A 14,678-nucleotide genomic window follows, 5' to 3' on the forward strand; every position below is an offset into this window, starting at 1 on the left:
GGGCCCGGAGGGGTCACCCCCGGTACATCACGCGCCGCAGGACCACCTCCACAGGACCCCGCCGCCCCGCCCTCTCCAGCGCGTACGCCCCCGCCACCGTCACCAGCCACACCCCGACCGCGACGAGTGCCATCGTCGCGCTGCTCAGGTGCGCGCCGAGGCCGAGGCCCCAGGCGGCGAGGAGCGGGGCGAAGAGGAGGGAGTGCGTGAGGTAGCAGGAGAGGGAGCGTTTGCCGACGGCGGAGAGCGCGGTGACGGCCCGTGTGCCGCGCCTCGTCGTACGCCGCGTCCACCAGTGCGTGAACAGCGCGATCGCGGCGACGTAACCGAGCCCGGCGGCGTTCCCGGTGATGTCGCGAAGGAGCCCCAGGGCGCCCGCCTCGCTCTGCGCGTCGTCCGGTACGTCGAGTACGCCGATGTGCGCGAGCGCCGCGGGCAGCGCGCCGAGCCAGCCGATCGCGACGCCGATGACGGCGGTGCGGCGCAGCAGGGGCAGATGACGCCCCGGCTCTTCCAGGATCCGGCGCCGCGCCGCCCAGAAGCCGAGCAGGAACACGGTGAAGCCGCCGCCGACGAGGGAGAGCGGCGCGGCGACGAAGGTGACGAAGAGGCCGCTTTCGAGACGGGTGCCCGCCGCGCCGAGCCAGCTCGGGTCGTCCGCCCCGTAGGCGTCCGCGCCCGGCTCGGCCCCGGCGTCCCCGAGTGACCCCAACTCGCCGTTCATCCAGGCGGATACGACGGGTTCGAGCGCCCCGAAGAGCAGCAGCGCGGCGCCGATCCCGATCCACCACTTCAGCGCGCGATCGCTGCGGCGCAGAAAGAGCCAGCCGAGGGCGAGGCTCAGCAGCCCGTAGTAGCCGACGATGTCGCCCGCCATGAGGAGGGTGGCGTGCGCGAGCCCGATGACGATCAGGCAGAGGCTCCGCCGGCGCAGGACGGCGACCGTGCCGCGCTCGGAGGTGCCCTTCGCGGTCCGCCGCAGGAAGAGCTGCGTCATTCCGTACCCGAAGAGGAACGCGAAGAGCGGGTACACCCGCATGTCCAGGGTGGTGATCATCGTGAACTGGACGGCGTGGTCGATCCACCCGCCGTCCACGGGCTGCCACCCGGAGGGCCCGTGCTCCGCCTTCCAGAGATGGAAGGCCGTGTTGGAGAGCACGATGAGCAGGAGCATCAGCCCCCGGGCCAGATCGGGGGCGAGGGCCCGCTCGCCCGCCGCCGCGCCGGTGCGCGGGGGCTCCGCCGTCTTGTTCGCTGTGATGTCGACCGCCATATCTGGACGGTAGGGAGAGGGGCACCGGGCGGGCGTCCGCCTTCCGGCTAGGGGGCGGTGACCAAAGTGTGCGGCTGCGGGCTCTTCTCGTCGCCGATGGTCCGCTGCCGGTAGCGCCCCGGTGTCGTGCCGAACGTGCGGCTGAACGCGTGCGAGAGGGCGTACGGGGAGCTGTAGCCGACCTGGCGGGCCACCGTGTCCAGGGGGTGCTTGGTGTCGCGCAGCAGGGTGGCCGCGCGGGACATGCGCCACCAGGTGAGGTACGCCATGGGGGCGCGGCCCACCAGGGTCGTGAAGCGGCGGGCGAGAGTGGCCCGGGAGACGCCCGTGCGGGCCGCCAACTCCGCGTTGGACCACGGGGCTTCGGGGGTTTCGTGCAGGAGGCGCAGGGCCTGGGCGACCACCGGGTCGTTGAGCGCCACGGGCCAGCGGGCCGTGCCGTGGGAGTCGGCGGCGGTCTCCGTCAGCCAGGCGCGCACCATGTAGACGAGGAGCAGGTCGAGGAGGCTGGGCACGGCCACGTCCCCGCCGCACCGGGACGCGCCCGCCTCCCTGCCGAGCAGGTCGATCGCGGCCGCGAGCTCCGGGTGGCTTCCCGCCCTGCGGGGCAGGTGGACGATGTCGGGGATCTCGGCGAGCAGCGGGTGCGTGTGGGCGGGGTCAAGGCGGTACTTGCCGCAGAGCATCTCGACGGCGGGGCCCGCGGGGCCGGTGGATTCCAGGTGGACGGTCCCCCGCGGCGCCGCGTCGTGCGTCATCGGCAGGCCGTTGGACTCCAGCCACCGCTCGAAGGGGATCGCCCGCTCGACGGTGGGGCCGTCCACGGGGGAGTCCGCGAGGACGTGTCCCGTGCCGCGCGGCAGCAGTACCGCGTCGCCCGCCGCGAGGGCGAAGGGGGTGCCGCCGTCGTCGGGCAGCACCCAGCAACTGCCCTCCAGGACCACGCGGAAGCCCATCCCGTCGTACGAGGGGATCCTGCTGCACCAGGAGCCGGACACCCTGACGCGGTCGGAGACCGGCCGCCCGACCCGCACCGCGGAGATCACATCACTGACGAGGTCCATGGGGGTGATCCTAGCGTGGTGAGACGTGCGCGTATCTGCTTGAGGTGTGCGGGCATTGAGGGTCTCACCAGTGCTTCGTACGGTGAGTGCATGAGTGAAGTCAACGAAGAACACCTCGTGTTGGGCGACGTCGAGGTCCGCCGCGTCGTCGAAGTGGACCGGTTTGCCCTCGCCCCCCAGCTGATCGCCCCCGACGCGCCCGAGGAGGTGTGGCGCGACAACGAGGACTGGCTCGCGCCCGACCACTGGGACCCGGCCAGTGGCGACGCTGTCGCGGTCATCCAGACCTGGGTGCTGCGCAGCGAGGGGAAGACCGTCCTCGTCGACACGGGCATCGGCAACGGCAGGGAGCGCCCTGGCGTGCCCGCCTTCGAGCACCTGGACACCGACTACCTCGACCGGCTCGCCGCCGCCGGGGTGCGCCCCGAGGACGTCGACGTCGTCGTCAACACCCATCTGCACGGCGACCACATCGGCTGGAACACCCGGTGGGACGGAGGGAGTTGGGTGCCGACCTTCCCCAACGCCACCTACTTCATCCCGGCCGCCGACCATGCCTACTTCGGTCCGGAGCGCGGGGACGCCGTCCGCGAGGACAACCGGGCGGGGTTCGCCGACAGCATCGCACCCGTCGTCCGGGCGGGGCAGGCCGTGCTGTGGGAGGGCACGCACCGCATCGACTCCCGGCTCACCCTTGAGGCCGCGCCCGGCCACACCCCCGGCTCGTCCGTGCTGCGCCTCGAGTCCGGCGCCGACCGGGCCGTCTTCACCGGCGACCTGTTCCACGTCCCGGTCCAGGTCCTCGAACCGTGCTGCAGCAGCGCCTTCTGCGAGGACCCCGAGGAGGCGGCCCGGTCCCGCGTCCGGGTGCTCGGAAGGGCCGCTGAAGCGGGGGAGCTGGTGGTTCCCGCGCACTTCTCCGGGGCCGGTGCCTTCGAAGTGCGGCGCGCGGGCGAGAAGTTCGGGATCAGCCGATGGGCCGCATGACCGGCTCGGCGGGGGGCTTCCGGGCGTAGGGCCCGCCGATGCCCCACGCCTGCGCCATCGCGTCGGCGAAGGCCCCGGCCAGCTTGTGTTCGCCGCTCGCGTTGGGGTGCGTGCCGTCGTACGTGTCGGTGTGGATGTCGTACGACGGCGGGCGCGAGGCCAGGAGCAGCGGTGAGGCGCCCGTGTCCAGGTTCGCGACCGCCTTGGCCAGGAGCTCGTTGAAGCGGTCGACCTCGGCGGCGAAGGGCGCGTCGGAGGCGGCGCGGATGTTGGGGATCACCGGGAGCAGGACCATCCGGATCCCCGGGCTGGCCGCGCGGGCCCGCTCGACGAAGGCGTGCACGTTCGCCGCGGTCTGCTCCGCGTTCGTGTAGAAGCCGAGGTCGATCAGGCCGAGCGAGACGAGCAGCACGTCGGCCCGGTCGCGGGTCAGCGCGTCCGCGATCCGCGGGGCCAGGTGCTGCCAGCCCTCGCCCCAGCCCGCGAGGTGGTGGCGGGGGAAGTCGGCGGCGGCGTCCGCGTAGTCGTGGGAGACGGGCTCGCCCGCCGCCTTGTCGTAGAGGGCGCTGCGCGGGCCCACCACGGCGAAGCCCCCGGCGCCGAGGGTCTCGCGCAGGTGCTGCCACATCCGGTACCGCCAGGTGTGTTCCCCGGCGCTTCCGATCGTCATCGAGTCGCCGACGAACATGAACCTGAGCATCCGCTCATCATGGCGGATCAGGCGTGCCGCCTGCGATGTGAGGCTGAGCACGCCCCCCGCCCACGGGGATGGCACGCTTGGGCGCATGCGTTCGCTCCGGGCTTTCCCGTCCCTCCTCGCCGGTGCCGTGCTGGCCTTCGCCGTCGCCGCCCCCGCCGCGGCCGACGACCACGACGGCTTCACGATCAAGGACCCACGGATCGTCGAGTCCAGCGGCCTCGCCGCCTCCCGGGTCCACCCCGGCGTCTACTGGACCCACAACGACCAGGACAAGGGCGCCTTCCTGTACGCGGTCGACAGCCGCACGGGAAAGACCGTCGCGACCATCACCATGACCGGGGTCGGCGCCCCGCGCGACGTCGAGGCCATCTCGGTGGGCAGCGACGGGAACATCTACGTCGGCGACATCGGCGACAACCTCAACGGCACCTGGAAGAACGTCTGGATCTACAAGCTGCCCGAGCCGAAGAAGCTGACCGACCAGAGCGTGCGCGCCACGCAGTACGTCGTGAAGTACGAGGACGGGCCCAGGGACGCCGAGGCACTGATGGTGCACCCCAAGACCGGGCGCGTGTACATCGTGAGCAAGAACGAGGAGGGCGGCGGCCTCTACGAGAGCCCCGAGCACCTGAACGCCTCGGGCACCAACGTCTTCAAGCGCGTCAGCGACATCGACCTCTGGGTGACCGACGGCGCCTTCTCGCCGGACGGCGAGCAGCTGGCGCTGCGCGGGTACTTCGGCGGGATCTGGTACGCGTGGAAGGGCGACGGGGAGAAGCCGGAGCGCAAGGGCCGGCTGAGCGTGCCGCTGCAACGGCAGGGCGAGTCCGTCACGTACACCCTGGACGGCACGACGCTGATGTACGGCACCGAGGGCGAGCAGAGCGAGGTCAAGCCGGTCGAGGCGCCCGGCGGCGGCGGGAACGGCAATTCGCCCTCGGCGGACGGGAGTTCGTCCGACGGCGGGAGCGCGGGGCTCGACGGCGGCCTCAAGACGGGCGCGATCGCGGTCGGCGCGGTGCTGCTCGCGGTGTTCGGCCTGAAGCGGCTGACGCGGCGCGGCGGCGGGAGGTAGCGGGCGCCCGCTCGGGGTGTTCCCCCAGGGTGTCCGCTCGGGGTGTCCGCTCAGGGCCGCTGCTGGTCGCGCCGGGCGATCAGCACGTCCAGGCCGTCCAGGAGGCGTTGCAGACCGAACTCGAAGTGGTCGAAGTCGGGGCCGAAGGCATCCCCGGAGAGGTCCGCGAGTGAGGGGTAGCGGCCGCTGCGCATGATCCGGTCCAGGGTCGGCGCCTGCGCCTCCCAGAACGCCGTCTCGGAGAGGCCGGTCTTCTGCGTCGCCTCCGCCTCGTGCAGCTGGGTGCGGGCGACCCCGGTGACGTACCCCTCGGTCATGACGATCACGCCGATCAGCTCGGGGTCGGTCAGGCCCATCGGCCTGATCCGCGCCAGCGTGCGGTCGAGGCTGCCGACCGCGCCGGGGCCGAGCACCGGGCGGGCCTGGCTGACGTGCAGCAGCCAGGGGTGGCGGCGGTGCAGGGCGAGGGTCTCGCGGGCGTACGCCTCGACGGCCTCGCGCCAGCCGCCGGTCCACGGCTCGCTCTCCTCGGGGGCCGTGTTGACGCGGTCCAGCATCAGGTCGACCAGGTCGCCCTTGCCGGGGACGTAGCGGTACAGCGACATCGTGCCGGTGCCGAGCTCGGTGGAGAGGCGGCGCATGGAGACCGCGGCGAGCCCCTCGGCGTCCGCGAGCCGCACCGCCTCGGTGACGATCCGCTCCAGGGTGAGCCCCGGCTTGGGCCCGCGCGTCGGCCGCTCGCCGCTGCCCCAGAGCAGCTCCAGGCTGCGGGCGATGTCCCCGGCCGCGCGCTGTTCGTCGCCGGTGTCCGTGCTCGTCATGACGCTCAGCCTAGTCCCAGGCCCAGAAATTGGGTACGGCGTACCCGCAAAACTGGGTACGGTGTACTCTCCATTGGGTACGGCGTACTCAGAAGGTGCGGGAGCGCGGGAGAAGGGGCAGCGATGAACGGGAACGGCTTCGCGGTACGGGCCGAGGGGCTCCAGAAGCGTTACGGGGAGAAGCACGCGCTCGACGGCTTCGACCTGCACGTGGCGCAGGGCACGGTGCACGGGCTGCTCGGGCCCAACGGCGCGGGCAAGACCACCGCCGTACGGATCCTCGGCACGCTCGTCCGGCTCGACGGCGGCCGCGCCGAGGTGGCGGGCGCCGACGTGGTGCGCGAGCCCGGCCTGGTGCGCGGCCGCATCGGACTCACCGGGCAGTACGCGGCGGTCGACGAGATCCTCACCGGGCGGCAGAACCTGGAGATGTTCGGGCGTCTCTTCCACCTCGGCGCCAAGCGCGCGGCGAGGCGCGCGGAGGAACTCCTCGAACAGTTCCACCTCGAGGACGCGGCCGAGAAGGGCGCGGGTCAGTACAGCGGCGGCATGCGGCGCAGGCTCGACCTCGCCGCCTCGATGATCCTCGCCCCCGCCGTGCTCTTCCTCGACGAACCGACCACCGGGCTCGACCCGCGCAGCCGCCTCGAAGTATGGGACACCGTAAGGGACTTGGTGGCACGCGGCACGACCGTGCTGCTCACCACCCAGTACCTGGAGGAGGCCGACAGGCTCGCCTCCCGCATCACCGTCATCGACCGGGGCAGGGCCATCGCCGACGACACCCCGGACGGCCTGAAGAACACGGTGGGCGGCAGCCACCTCGACGTCGTGGTGCGCGAGAGCGCCGATCTGCCCGCCGTGGTCAAGGCCGTCGCCCGGGTCTGCGACGGCGAACCGCTGACCGTCGACGTGGAGCGCCGGGTGCAGGCCGCGGTCACCGACCGGGTCGGCGCGCTGACCGAGGTGGCGCGGACCCTGCGCGACGAGGGCGTCGTGGTCGAGGACATCGGGCTGCGCAGGCCCAGCCTCGACGACGTGTTCCTGCGGCTCACGGGCCAGTCGGCCGACGACGAGCAGAAGGTGGAGGCCGCCGCATGAGCGTCGCCCTGACCGTGGACGCCTCGCACGGACGGCTCTTCTGGGCCTTCGCCGACTGCTGGAACGTCACCCGCCGCTATCTGACCCACTTCCGCCGCCAGCCGGTCACCATCGCCTGGCAGCTCGGCTTCCCGATCATCAGCGTGCTGCTCTACGGCTTCGTCTTCGGCGAGGCGATGAAGGTGCCCGGCGGGGGCGACGACGGCGACTACAAGCAGTTCCTGATGCCCGGCATGTTCGTGATGACCATGGCCTTCGGGTTCATGAACACCGCGATGGGCGTGGTCACCGACGCCTCCAAGGGCGTCATCGACCGCTTCCGCTCGATGCCGATGGCCCCCTCGGCGGTGGCGTCGGGGCGCGGACTCGCCGATCTCATCGTGGCCTGCGCGGAGTTGACCATCCTCGCGCTGACCGCCCTGGCCATCGGCTGGCGCTCCAGCGCCGGCCCCCTGGACACCGTCCTGGCCTTCGGGCTGCTGCTGCTCCTGCGCTTCAGCCTGATCTGGGTGGGCGTCTTCCTCGGCCTCGTCATACCGAGCCCGGAGGCGGCGGGCGGCCTCTACGCGGTGGCCTTCCCGCTCACGATGATCTCCAGCGTCTTCGTGGCCCCGTCCCTGATGCCCGGCTGGCTGGCCCCGATCGCCGCGTGGAACCCCGTCTCCTCGACGGGCACGGCCACCCGCGAACTCTTCGGCAACCCGGGCGCGGGCGGCACGAGCTGGGTGGAGCAGAACGCGGTCCTGATGGCGGTGGCGTGGCCGCTGGCGCTCTCGCTGGTGTTCTTGCCGCTGGCGGTGAGGAAGTTCAAGCAGCTGAGCAGGTAGGGCTTCAGGGGCGCCCCGTAAGGGGCGCGGGGAACTGCGCGGCCAGCCACAGCGCACCCGCAGCTGGCCGCGCAGCGAATCCCTAAAGCTTCTCGATCACGTAGTCGATGCACTTCGTGAGCGCCTCGACATCCGCAGGATCGATCGCCGGGAACATGGCCACACGCAACTGGTTGCGCCCAAGCTTCCGATACGGCTCCGTGTCGACGATCCCGTTCAGGCGCAGAGCCTTCGCCACCGCGGAGGCGTCGATCTCGTCCGAGAAGTCGATCGTGCCGATGACCTGCGACCGCTTGGCCGCGTCCGTGACGAACGGCGTCGCGTACTTGGACTCGTCCGCCCAGCCGTACAGCGCCTGCGAGGACGCGGCCGTACGACCGGTCGTGAACTCCAGGCCGCCCTGGGAGTTCATCCAGTCCAGCTGCTCGGCGAGCAGGAAGAGCGTGGAGAGCGCCGGGGTGTTGTACGTCTGGTTCTTGCGGGAGTTGTCGATCGCCGTGGGGAGGCTGAAGAACTCCGGGACGTGGCGGCCCGACGCGTGGATCCGCTCGGCGCGCTCGATCGCGGCCGGGGAGAACGCGGCGATCCACAGCCCGCCGTCCGAGGCGAAGGACTTCTGCGGGGCGAAGTAGTAGACGTCCGTCTCGGCGATGTCGACCGGGAGGCCGCCCGCGCCGGACGTGGCGTCCACCAGGACGAGGGAGCCGTCGTCGGCGCCCGCGACGCGCTTGACCGGCGCCGCGACACCCGTCGAGGTCTCGTTGTGCGTGAACGCGTAGACGTCGACGCCCGCCTCCGCCTTCGGGTCCGGGTGGGTGCCCGGGTCCGAGGAGATCACGGTGGGCTCGGCCAGCCACGGGGCGAGCTTGGCCGCCTTCGCGAACTTGGAGGAGAACTCGCCGAAGCTGAGGTGCTGCGACTTGTTCTCGATCAGGCCGTGCGTCGCCACGTCCCAGAACGCGGTGGAGCCACCGTTGCCCAGGATCACCTCGTAGCCCTCGGGGAGGGAGAAGAGGTTCCCCACGCCCTCACGCACGCGCCCGACCAGGTTCTTGACCGGGGCCTGGCGGTGGGAGGTGCCGAGCAGGGAGGTTCCGGTGGCGGCCAGGGCGTCCAGCGCCTCCGTCCGCACCTTGGAGGGGCCCGCGCCGAAACGGCCGTCGGCGGGCTTGATGTCAGCGGGAATCTGGATCTCTGCCACGGGGTGAGCCTATCGGCTCAGGGCGCGCCGTCCTTGTGGTGTCCGTCGGCTGAGATCGTGCTGTCAACCGGGGCCTGTGCCTCGGGGCTCCGCCCCGGACCCCGCTCCTCAAACGCCGGAGGGGCTGACTTTCGCCGCGCGGCGCTAGCCGTGCAGCCGCACCGGCAGCTCGTACAAGTCGTTCTGCGTGACCACCGGCTTGTTGCGGAGTTCCGTGCGCGGGATCGCCAGGGTCAGGTCGGGGAACCGGGCGTACAACGCCGGGAGTGCCACGCCCGCCTCCAGGCGGGAGAGCGCCGCGCCGGGGCAGACGTGCGGGCCGTGGCCGAAGGAGATGTGGCGGTTCGGGGACGTGCGCGTGATGTCGAAGGAGTCCGCCGTGGGGCCGTGGGCCTGTTCGTCGCGGCCTATCGCGCCGTACGAGATGATCACCGCCTCCCCCTCGCGGATCACCTTGTCGCCGACGGGGACGTCCGCCGCGGCGAAGCGGATCAGGACGTGCGAGGTCGGGGTCGCGTAGCGCAGCGTCTCCTCGATCACCGCGTCCCAGCCGATCTCGCCCGCGAGGACGAGCGCGAGCTGGTCGGGGTGGGCGGAGAGGTTGACGACGGCGTTGACGATGAGGGAGATCGTCGTCTCGTGGCCCGCCGCGACCATCAGCTGGAGTGTGGAGAGGATCTCCGCGTCGGTGAGGTGGTCGCCGTTCTCGGAGGCCTGGATCAGCGCGCTGGTCAGGTCGTCGCCGGGCTCCGCGCGGCGGGCCGCGACGACCTTGCCCATCATCCCGGCGAGTTCGCCGAGCGTCGCGACGACCTCCTCCGGGGGCGTCTGGGTGGAGAAGAACTTGTCGAAGAGGACCTTCAGGCGCGGGTGGTCGGCCTCGTCGATGCCCATCAGGTCGCTGATGACGTACATGGGCAGGGGGTAGGCGAACTCGGCCTTGAGGTCGACCACTTGGGAGTCCGCGGGCAGGGCGTCGAGAAGGCCGTCCGTGAGCTTCACGATGCGCTCGCGCATGCGCTCCACGCGGCGCGGCGTGAGCGCCTGCGCGACGAGCGTACGCATCCTGCGGTGCTCCTCGCCGTCGACCGTCAGCATGGAACGGCCGGGGTTGGCGAGGCCGATCAGCGGCCAGTCGGCGGGGATCTCGCCGCGCCGCCAGGCGCCCCAGACCTCGATGTCCTTCACCAGGCGCTTGTCGGTGAGCAGTTGACGGGCCTCGGCGTGGTGCGTGACCGCCCACACCGGTACGCCGCCGGGCAGCTCCGCCTCGGCGAGCGGGCCCGCGGCGCGCAGCCGGGCGCTCTCGCCGTCCAGGTCGGTGACGAACGGGTCCAGGGCGATGCGCGTCATCTGGATTCTCCAAACGCTGAGGACGGGGTCGGGGTGAAGCGCACGGGCAGGTCGGTCAGGCCGCGCAGCCAGGGGGAAGGCCGGCGGGTGAGGTCCGTGGCGGGGACCGCCAGGTCGAGGTCGGGCAGCCGGTCGAGGAGCACCTCGATGCCGGTCCGCGCGATGACCTCGGCGACCTCCTGGGCCGGGAAGGGGCAGCGGTGCTCGCCGTGGCCGAAGGCGAAGTGGGCGCTGTTGCCGCCGGTCAGGGCCGAGCCGTCGGTGCGGACCTGCGGGTCGGCGTTGGCGGCGGCGAGGCCGAGCAGCAGCAGGTCGCCGGAGTTGATGCGGCGCCCGCCGAGCTGGGTGTCGCGCGAGGCCCAGCGGCCCGCGACGTTCTGCGTGGGGGTGTCCTCCCACAGGACCTCGTTCATGGCCTCGGCGACGCTGTGCCTGCCGCCGAACAGCGAGGCGGCGAAGCGGTCGTCGGTGAGCATCAGGCGCAGCGAGTTGCCGATCCAGTCGGCGGTCGGCTGGTGGCCCGCGGCCATCATCACCATGAGGTCCTGGGCGATCTCCTCGTCGGAGAAGCCCGAGCCGTCGTCGGGGAGTTGCGTCTCGATCATGTACGAGGCGACGTCCTGACCGGGCCGCACGTGCTTGTCGGCGATCAGCGCGACCATCGACGAGGCGAGGTGCTGCTGTCCCGCGAGGGCCCGCTCCCGGCCGTCGATCATGTCGTTCATGGCGGTGACGAGGCCGGGGCCCTGCTCGTCGGAGAAGCCGTAGATGCGGGCGAGGACGCGGACGGGGAGCAGCATCGCGTAGTCGGCGATGATCTCGGTGACGCCCTTCCCGCAGAAGGAGTCGATCAGTTCGTCGGCGAACTGCTCGGCGTGCGCCTTGAGTTCGAAGGGGTCGACGGCTTCGAGGGCGTGCGCGATCATCGCGGCGCGCCGGGTGTGCCGCTCGCCGACGGTGTAGAGGATCGACGGCTGCTTGTGGCCGATCATCGGGAGCAGCGGCCAGTCGGCGGGGATGTTCGGCCACTGGTTCCACAGTTCGGAGTCGCGGCTGAAGAGCATCGGGTCGCCGGTGACCTGGTGCAGTTCGCGGTAGCCGAGCACGAGCCAGGCGGGCACGCCGCCGTCCAGCAGTACGGGGGCGACGGAGCCGTGGTCGCGGCGCATCTCCCGGTAGAGCTCGGCGGGTTCGGTGGCGAACCGGGGGCCTGAGAGGGGGACGGCCGCGCCGGTCGCGGCGCCGGTTACGGGGCAGGTCACGGGGTGGGCTCCTGGGGGACGTACAGGGACTTGAGGTGCTGCACGAGGGTGATCAGCACGTCCTTGCCGGACGCGCGGGACCGCGCGTCGCAGTCGATCAGCGGGACGCTCGGGTCGAGGTCGAGTGCCTCGCGCAGCTGTTCCGCGGTGTGTTCGGGGCCGCCGAAGTCGTTGCGGGCGACGATGAACGGCGTGCCGTGGTGCTCCAGGCGGTCGATGGCGTACCAGGAGTCGGAGAGGCGCTGGGTGTCGACGAGGACGACCGCGCCGAGCGTGCCGGAGAACAGGCGGTCCCACAGGAACCAGAAGCGTTCCTGTCCCGGGGCGCCGAAGAGGTAGAGGACGTTGCGCTCGTCGAGCGTGATGCGGCCGAAGTCGAAGGCGACGGTCGTGGACGACTTGGCGCGCAGCCCCTCGATGTCGCCGAGTTCGTCGATGCCCTGGCCCGCCTGCGTCATCGTCTCCTCGGTGTTGAGGGGACGGATCTCGCTGACGGAGCGGACGAGCGTCGTCTTGCCGACGCCGAAGCCGCCGACGACGACGATCTTCAGACCGTTGTCCGCGGTCGCGGTCAGCTCGCTTCGGGTAGCGCTGCGTTCAGAGATTGCGGAGTCCAACGAGCACCTGCTCCAGGAGGTCGGGGTCGGGAACGCTGTGGGCGGCGGCCGAACGCGGATGGCGGGCGCTGATCCGGCCCGCGTCGAGCAGGTCGGAGAGCAGGATGCGGGTGATGCTCACCGGCAGGCGCAGCTCGGCGGCGACCTCGACCACGGCGGTGGGCAGCCGGCACAGCCGCAGGATCGCGGAGTGCTCGGACTGCATGCCCGGCGTCGGGTCGCACTCGCTGACGACGAGGGTGACCAGGTCGAAGGGGGCGTCGGGCGCCGACCTGCTGCGTCCCCCGGTGAGGGTGTACAGCCGGTCGGGGGAGTCGTCCCGGCCGGGGCGGCTCATGAGGCGGGCAGCGTGCCGGGGCCGTCGGCCGCGCGCGGCTCGGCGCGCAAGTACTCGCCGAGCTGCTCGACCAGTTCGCTCATGGTGTGCCCGACGAGCCCGGCGTCGGCGTCCTCGGCGGCGATCACCGCGAGGTGCGCGCCCTCGCCCGCCTCGACGATGAAGAGGATGCCGCCGTAGAACTCGGCCATCGCCGAGCGCACGCCGCCGCTGCCGTCACCGAACTCGGCGGACGCGCCGTGGGAGAGGGACTGGATGCCCGCGGCGATCGCGGCGAGCTGGTCGGCCTGGTCGACGGAGAGCTCGGGGGTGCGGCACAGCTTCAGGCCGTCCCGGGAGAGCACGAGGGCGTGCCGGGCGCCGGGGGTGCGCTCCAGGAGACCTTCGAGCAGCCAGGTCAGCTTGGCGTCGGTCGTGGTGGTGCCGGTGTTCATCGGGGGGTTTCGCCTTCCGGGTGCGAGGGGGTTGCGGGCGCGTCCGGCCCTTCGGGGTCGGTGGCGCGGACGGCCTGGCGGAAGCTGCTGAAGCGGGCCGCGGTGGTGCTCGCGTCGGCGGCGGTACGGGAGCGGGGCGCGGCCTCGGAGGCCCGCGCGCGGGCGCTCTCGGCGGCGGCCAGGGTGCGGCCGCGGGGCCGCTTGGGGAGCCCGCCGGGCGCGGGGGCGTCGATGACCGCCGGGGCCTCGGCGGCGGGCGCCGCGGGTTCGGCCGGCGACTCGTGGGTGGGCACGGGGTCGCGGTCGACGCCGGCCTCGGTCTCGTACGGCTCGGGGGCCTCGGCCGCGGGGGCGGGGGCGGGCGCGGGCACTGTCACGGAGACCGTGGCGGAGGTCTCCGTCGAGGTGGCGACGGGGGCCGGGGGGATAGGGGCCGGGGCGGCGGCGGGCAGGGCCGCCGGGGCCGGTGTGGCGTCCGAGGGCCGGGAGATGAGCTCCTGCGGGATGAGCAGGAGCACACCCGTGCCGCCGCGCGCGGAGGGCCGGAACGACACGGTCAGGCCGTGCTTGCGGGCCAGCCTGCCGACGACGGGCAGCCCGAGCCGGGTGCCGGAGAGGCCGCCGAGGCCCGCGGTGGCGCCGGACACGGCCCGCTCGGCGCGGCGCTGCTGCACCGCGCCCATGACCAGGCCGCTGTCCTCGACGGAGACGATGACGCCGGCCGCGACCTCTTCGATGTAGACGTGCACCTCGGAGGTGGGCGGCGAGAAGTTGGCCGCGTTGTCGAGGAGTTCGGCGAGGGCGTGCATGACGCCTTCGGCGGCGTGGCCCGCGACGGCGACCTCGCTGGCGGAGTGGACGCGCACCCGCTGGTAGCCGCCGATGCGGCCCATGGCGCCGCGCAGGATGGACTCCATGACGATGGGCCTGGCCCAGCGGCGTCCCGAGCGGGCGCCGGTGAGCACCGCGACGGAGTCGGCGATCCGGCCCGCCTGCGCGGTCCTGTGGTCGAGGTGGAGGAGGTCGGTCAGGACGTCCTCGTCGGCGTGCCTGGTCTCCATCTCGCGGAGGTCGGCGAGCATGCCGGTGGCGAGGGCCTGCATGCGGCCCGCGGCGTTGGCGCAGGCGGCGAGGGCGGCGGCGCGCTCGGACTCGGCGGTGCGGGCCCGCTCGGTGAGCACGGTGCGCTCGCGCTCCTGCTCGGCGGTGAGCCTGGCGTGTTCCTGGCCGAACTCGGTGGCCCGCCTGGCCTGTTCCTGCTGGAGGCGGCCGGTCTCCTGGCGGGCGGAGTTCAGGTGGAGCCGCAGCAGGCCCGCGGTGCGCTTCGCGTGGAAGGCGAGGGTCACGGCGGCGGTGAGGGCGACGGCGGCGGCACCGGCGCCCCAGGCTATGGGGGTGCGCGCGGAGTCGGGCGCGAGGGCGACGGACGCCCCGGTGAGCGCCGCGGTGACCAGGGCGCAGGCCAGCAGGACGAGCGCGGACGGGCGCAGCGGAGGGCGCTCCGTCCCGGGGCGCGCGAGGGGGGTTGGCGCGGTCATCAATCGGGGTCCTCGATCGGAAGCGACACACTCTGCTCGAACGTGCTCGGTCATTTCTCAAGCTCTGCTCAAGTTGTTCTCACTATAG

15 protein-coding genes are annotated in these 14,678 nt (G+C 72.4%); 4 read left to right on the forward strand and 11 right to left on the reverse strand.

Features of this window, described 5'->3' with window-relative positions; genetic code table 11:
* Window positions 1-13: 13 nt before the first annotated feature.
* Together ACIO9J_RS28760 and ACIO9J_RS28765 are read right to left on the reverse strand one after the other, a co-directional pair.
* On the reverse strand, window positions 14-1,273 hold the full coding sequence (locus ACIO9J_RS28760; protein WP_402005673.1) for a DUF418 domain-containing protein: 1,260 nt from the start codon (window positions 1,271-1,273) through the stop codon (window positions 14-16).
* Between the two features lie 47 nt (window positions 1,274-1,320).
* Entirely contained in the window at window positions 1,321-2,337 is a 1,017-nt protein-coding gene (locus ACIO9J_RS28765) for a cupin domain-containing protein (protein ID WP_402005676.1), read from the reverse strand.
* A gap of 90 nt (window positions 2,338-2,427) precedes the next feature.
* Here ACIO9J_RS28765 and ACIO9J_RS28770 point away from each other — a divergent pair, with 90 nt between their 5' ends.
* On the forward strand, window positions 2,428-3,324 hold the full coding sequence (locus tag ACIO9J_RS28770; protein WP_402005679.1) for an MBL fold metallo-hydrolase: 897 nt from the start codon (window positions 2,428-2,430) through the stop codon (window positions 3,322-3,324).
* Here the strand turns inward: ACIO9J_RS28770 and ACIO9J_RS28775 are convergent.
* Window positions 3,305-4,024, reverse strand: coding sequence for a GDSL-type esterase/lipase family protein (locus ACIO9J_RS28775; protein ID WP_402005682.1), 720 nt, complete (start codon window positions 4,022-4,024; stop codon window positions 3,305-3,307). The genes ACIO9J_RS28770 and ACIO9J_RS28775 overlap by 20 nt on opposite strands.
* 85 nt (window positions 4,025-4,109) lie before the next feature.
* On the opposite strand from ACIO9J_RS28775, the gene ACIO9J_RS28780 reads away from it, so the two are divergent.
* The gene (locus ACIO9J_RS28780) at window positions 4,110-5,099 is read left to right on the forward strand and encodes a WD40 repeat domain-containing protein (RefSeq protein ID WP_402005685.1); all 990 of its coding nucleotides are present in this window, start codon (window positions 4,110-4,112) and stop codon (window positions 5,097-5,099) included.
* A 50-nt stretch (window positions 5,100-5,149) separates the two neighbouring features.
* Here ACIO9J_RS28780 and ACIO9J_RS28785 read toward each other — a convergent pair whose 3' ends face one another.
* Window positions 5,150-5,920, reverse strand: coding sequence for a TetR/AcrR family transcriptional regulator (locus ACIO9J_RS28785; protein ID WP_402005688.1), 771 nt, complete (start codon window positions 5,918-5,920; stop codon window positions 5,150-5,152).
* A 123-nt stretch (window positions 5,921-6,043) separates the two neighbouring features.
* Between ACIO9J_RS28785 and ACIO9J_RS28790 the strand changes: the two genes are divergently transcribed.
* Window positions 6,044-7,021 (forward strand): ATP-binding cassette domain-containing protein, encoded by a 978-nt coding sequence (locus tag ACIO9J_RS28790; protein WP_402005690.1) that lies wholly within the window; start codon window positions 6,044-6,046, stop codon window positions 7,019-7,021.
* A complete protein-coding gene (locus tag ACIO9J_RS28795; RefSeq protein ID WP_402005693.1) occupies window positions 7,018-7,848 on the forward strand; it encodes an ABC transporter permease in 831 nt (276 codons plus the stop codon). The genes ACIO9J_RS28790 and ACIO9J_RS28795 overlap by 4 nt, the downstream gene beginning before the upstream one ends.
* Before the next feature lie 82 nt (window positions 7,849-7,930).
* On the opposite strand, the gene serC is transcribed toward ACIO9J_RS28795, so the two are convergent.
* The 7 genes from serC to ACIO9J_RS28830 form a co-directional block, all read right to left on the reverse strand.
* The gene (gene serC, locus ACIO9J_RS28800) at window positions 7,931-9,049 is read right to left on the reverse strand and encodes a phosphoserine transaminase (RefSeq protein ID WP_402005696.1); all 1,119 of its coding nucleotides are present in this window, start codon (window positions 9,047-9,049) and stop codon (window positions 7,931-7,933) included.
* 144 nt (window positions 9,050-9,193) lie between these two features.
* Window positions 9,194-10,402: a cytochrome P450 gene (locus tag ACIO9J_RS28805; RefSeq protein ID WP_402005699.1), complete on the reverse strand. Its 1,209-nt coding sequence runs from the start codon at window positions 10,400-10,402 to the stop codon at window positions 9,194-9,196.
* Window positions 10,399-11,664, reverse strand: a complete 1,266-nt coding sequence (locus tag ACIO9J_RS28810) for a cytochrome P450 (RefSeq protein ID WP_402005702.1) — start codon at window positions 11,662-11,664, stop codon at window positions 10,399-10,401. Before ACIO9J_RS28810 ends, ACIO9J_RS28805 begins: the two co-directional genes overlap by 4 nt.
* A complete protein-coding gene (locus ACIO9J_RS28815; protein WP_402005705.1) occupies window positions 11,661-12,281 on the reverse strand; it encodes a GTP-binding protein in 621 nt (206 codons plus the stop codon). Before ACIO9J_RS28815 ends, ACIO9J_RS28810 begins: the two co-directional genes overlap by 4 nt.
* Complete coding sequence (locus ACIO9J_RS28820) at window positions 12,262-12,618, reverse strand: DUF742 domain-containing protein (RefSeq protein ID WP_402005708.1); 357 nt, start codon at window positions 12,616-12,618, stop codon at window positions 12,262-12,264. The genes ACIO9J_RS28815 and ACIO9J_RS28820 overlap by 20 nt, the downstream gene beginning before the upstream one ends.
* Complete coding sequence (locus tag ACIO9J_RS28825; protein WP_402005710.1) at window positions 12,615-13,052, reverse strand: roadblock/LC7 domain-containing protein; 438 nt, start codon at window positions 13,050-13,052, stop codon at window positions 12,615-12,617. The genes ACIO9J_RS28820 and ACIO9J_RS28825 overlap by 4 nt, the downstream gene beginning before the upstream one ends.
* Window positions 13,049-14,590, reverse strand: coding sequence for an ATP-binding protein (locus ACIO9J_RS28830; RefSeq protein ID WP_402005712.1), 1,542 nt, complete (start codon window positions 14,588-14,590; stop codon window positions 13,049-13,051). The genes ACIO9J_RS28825 and ACIO9J_RS28830 overlap by 4 nt, the downstream gene beginning before the upstream one ends.
* Between the last annotated feature and the right edge of the window lie 88 nt (window positions 14,591-14,678).

Source organism: Streptomyces sp. NPDC087300 (genome assembly GCF_044744425.1).
Classification (GTDB): Bacteria; Actinomycetota; Actinomycetes; order Streptomycetales; family Streptomycetaceae; genus Streptomyces.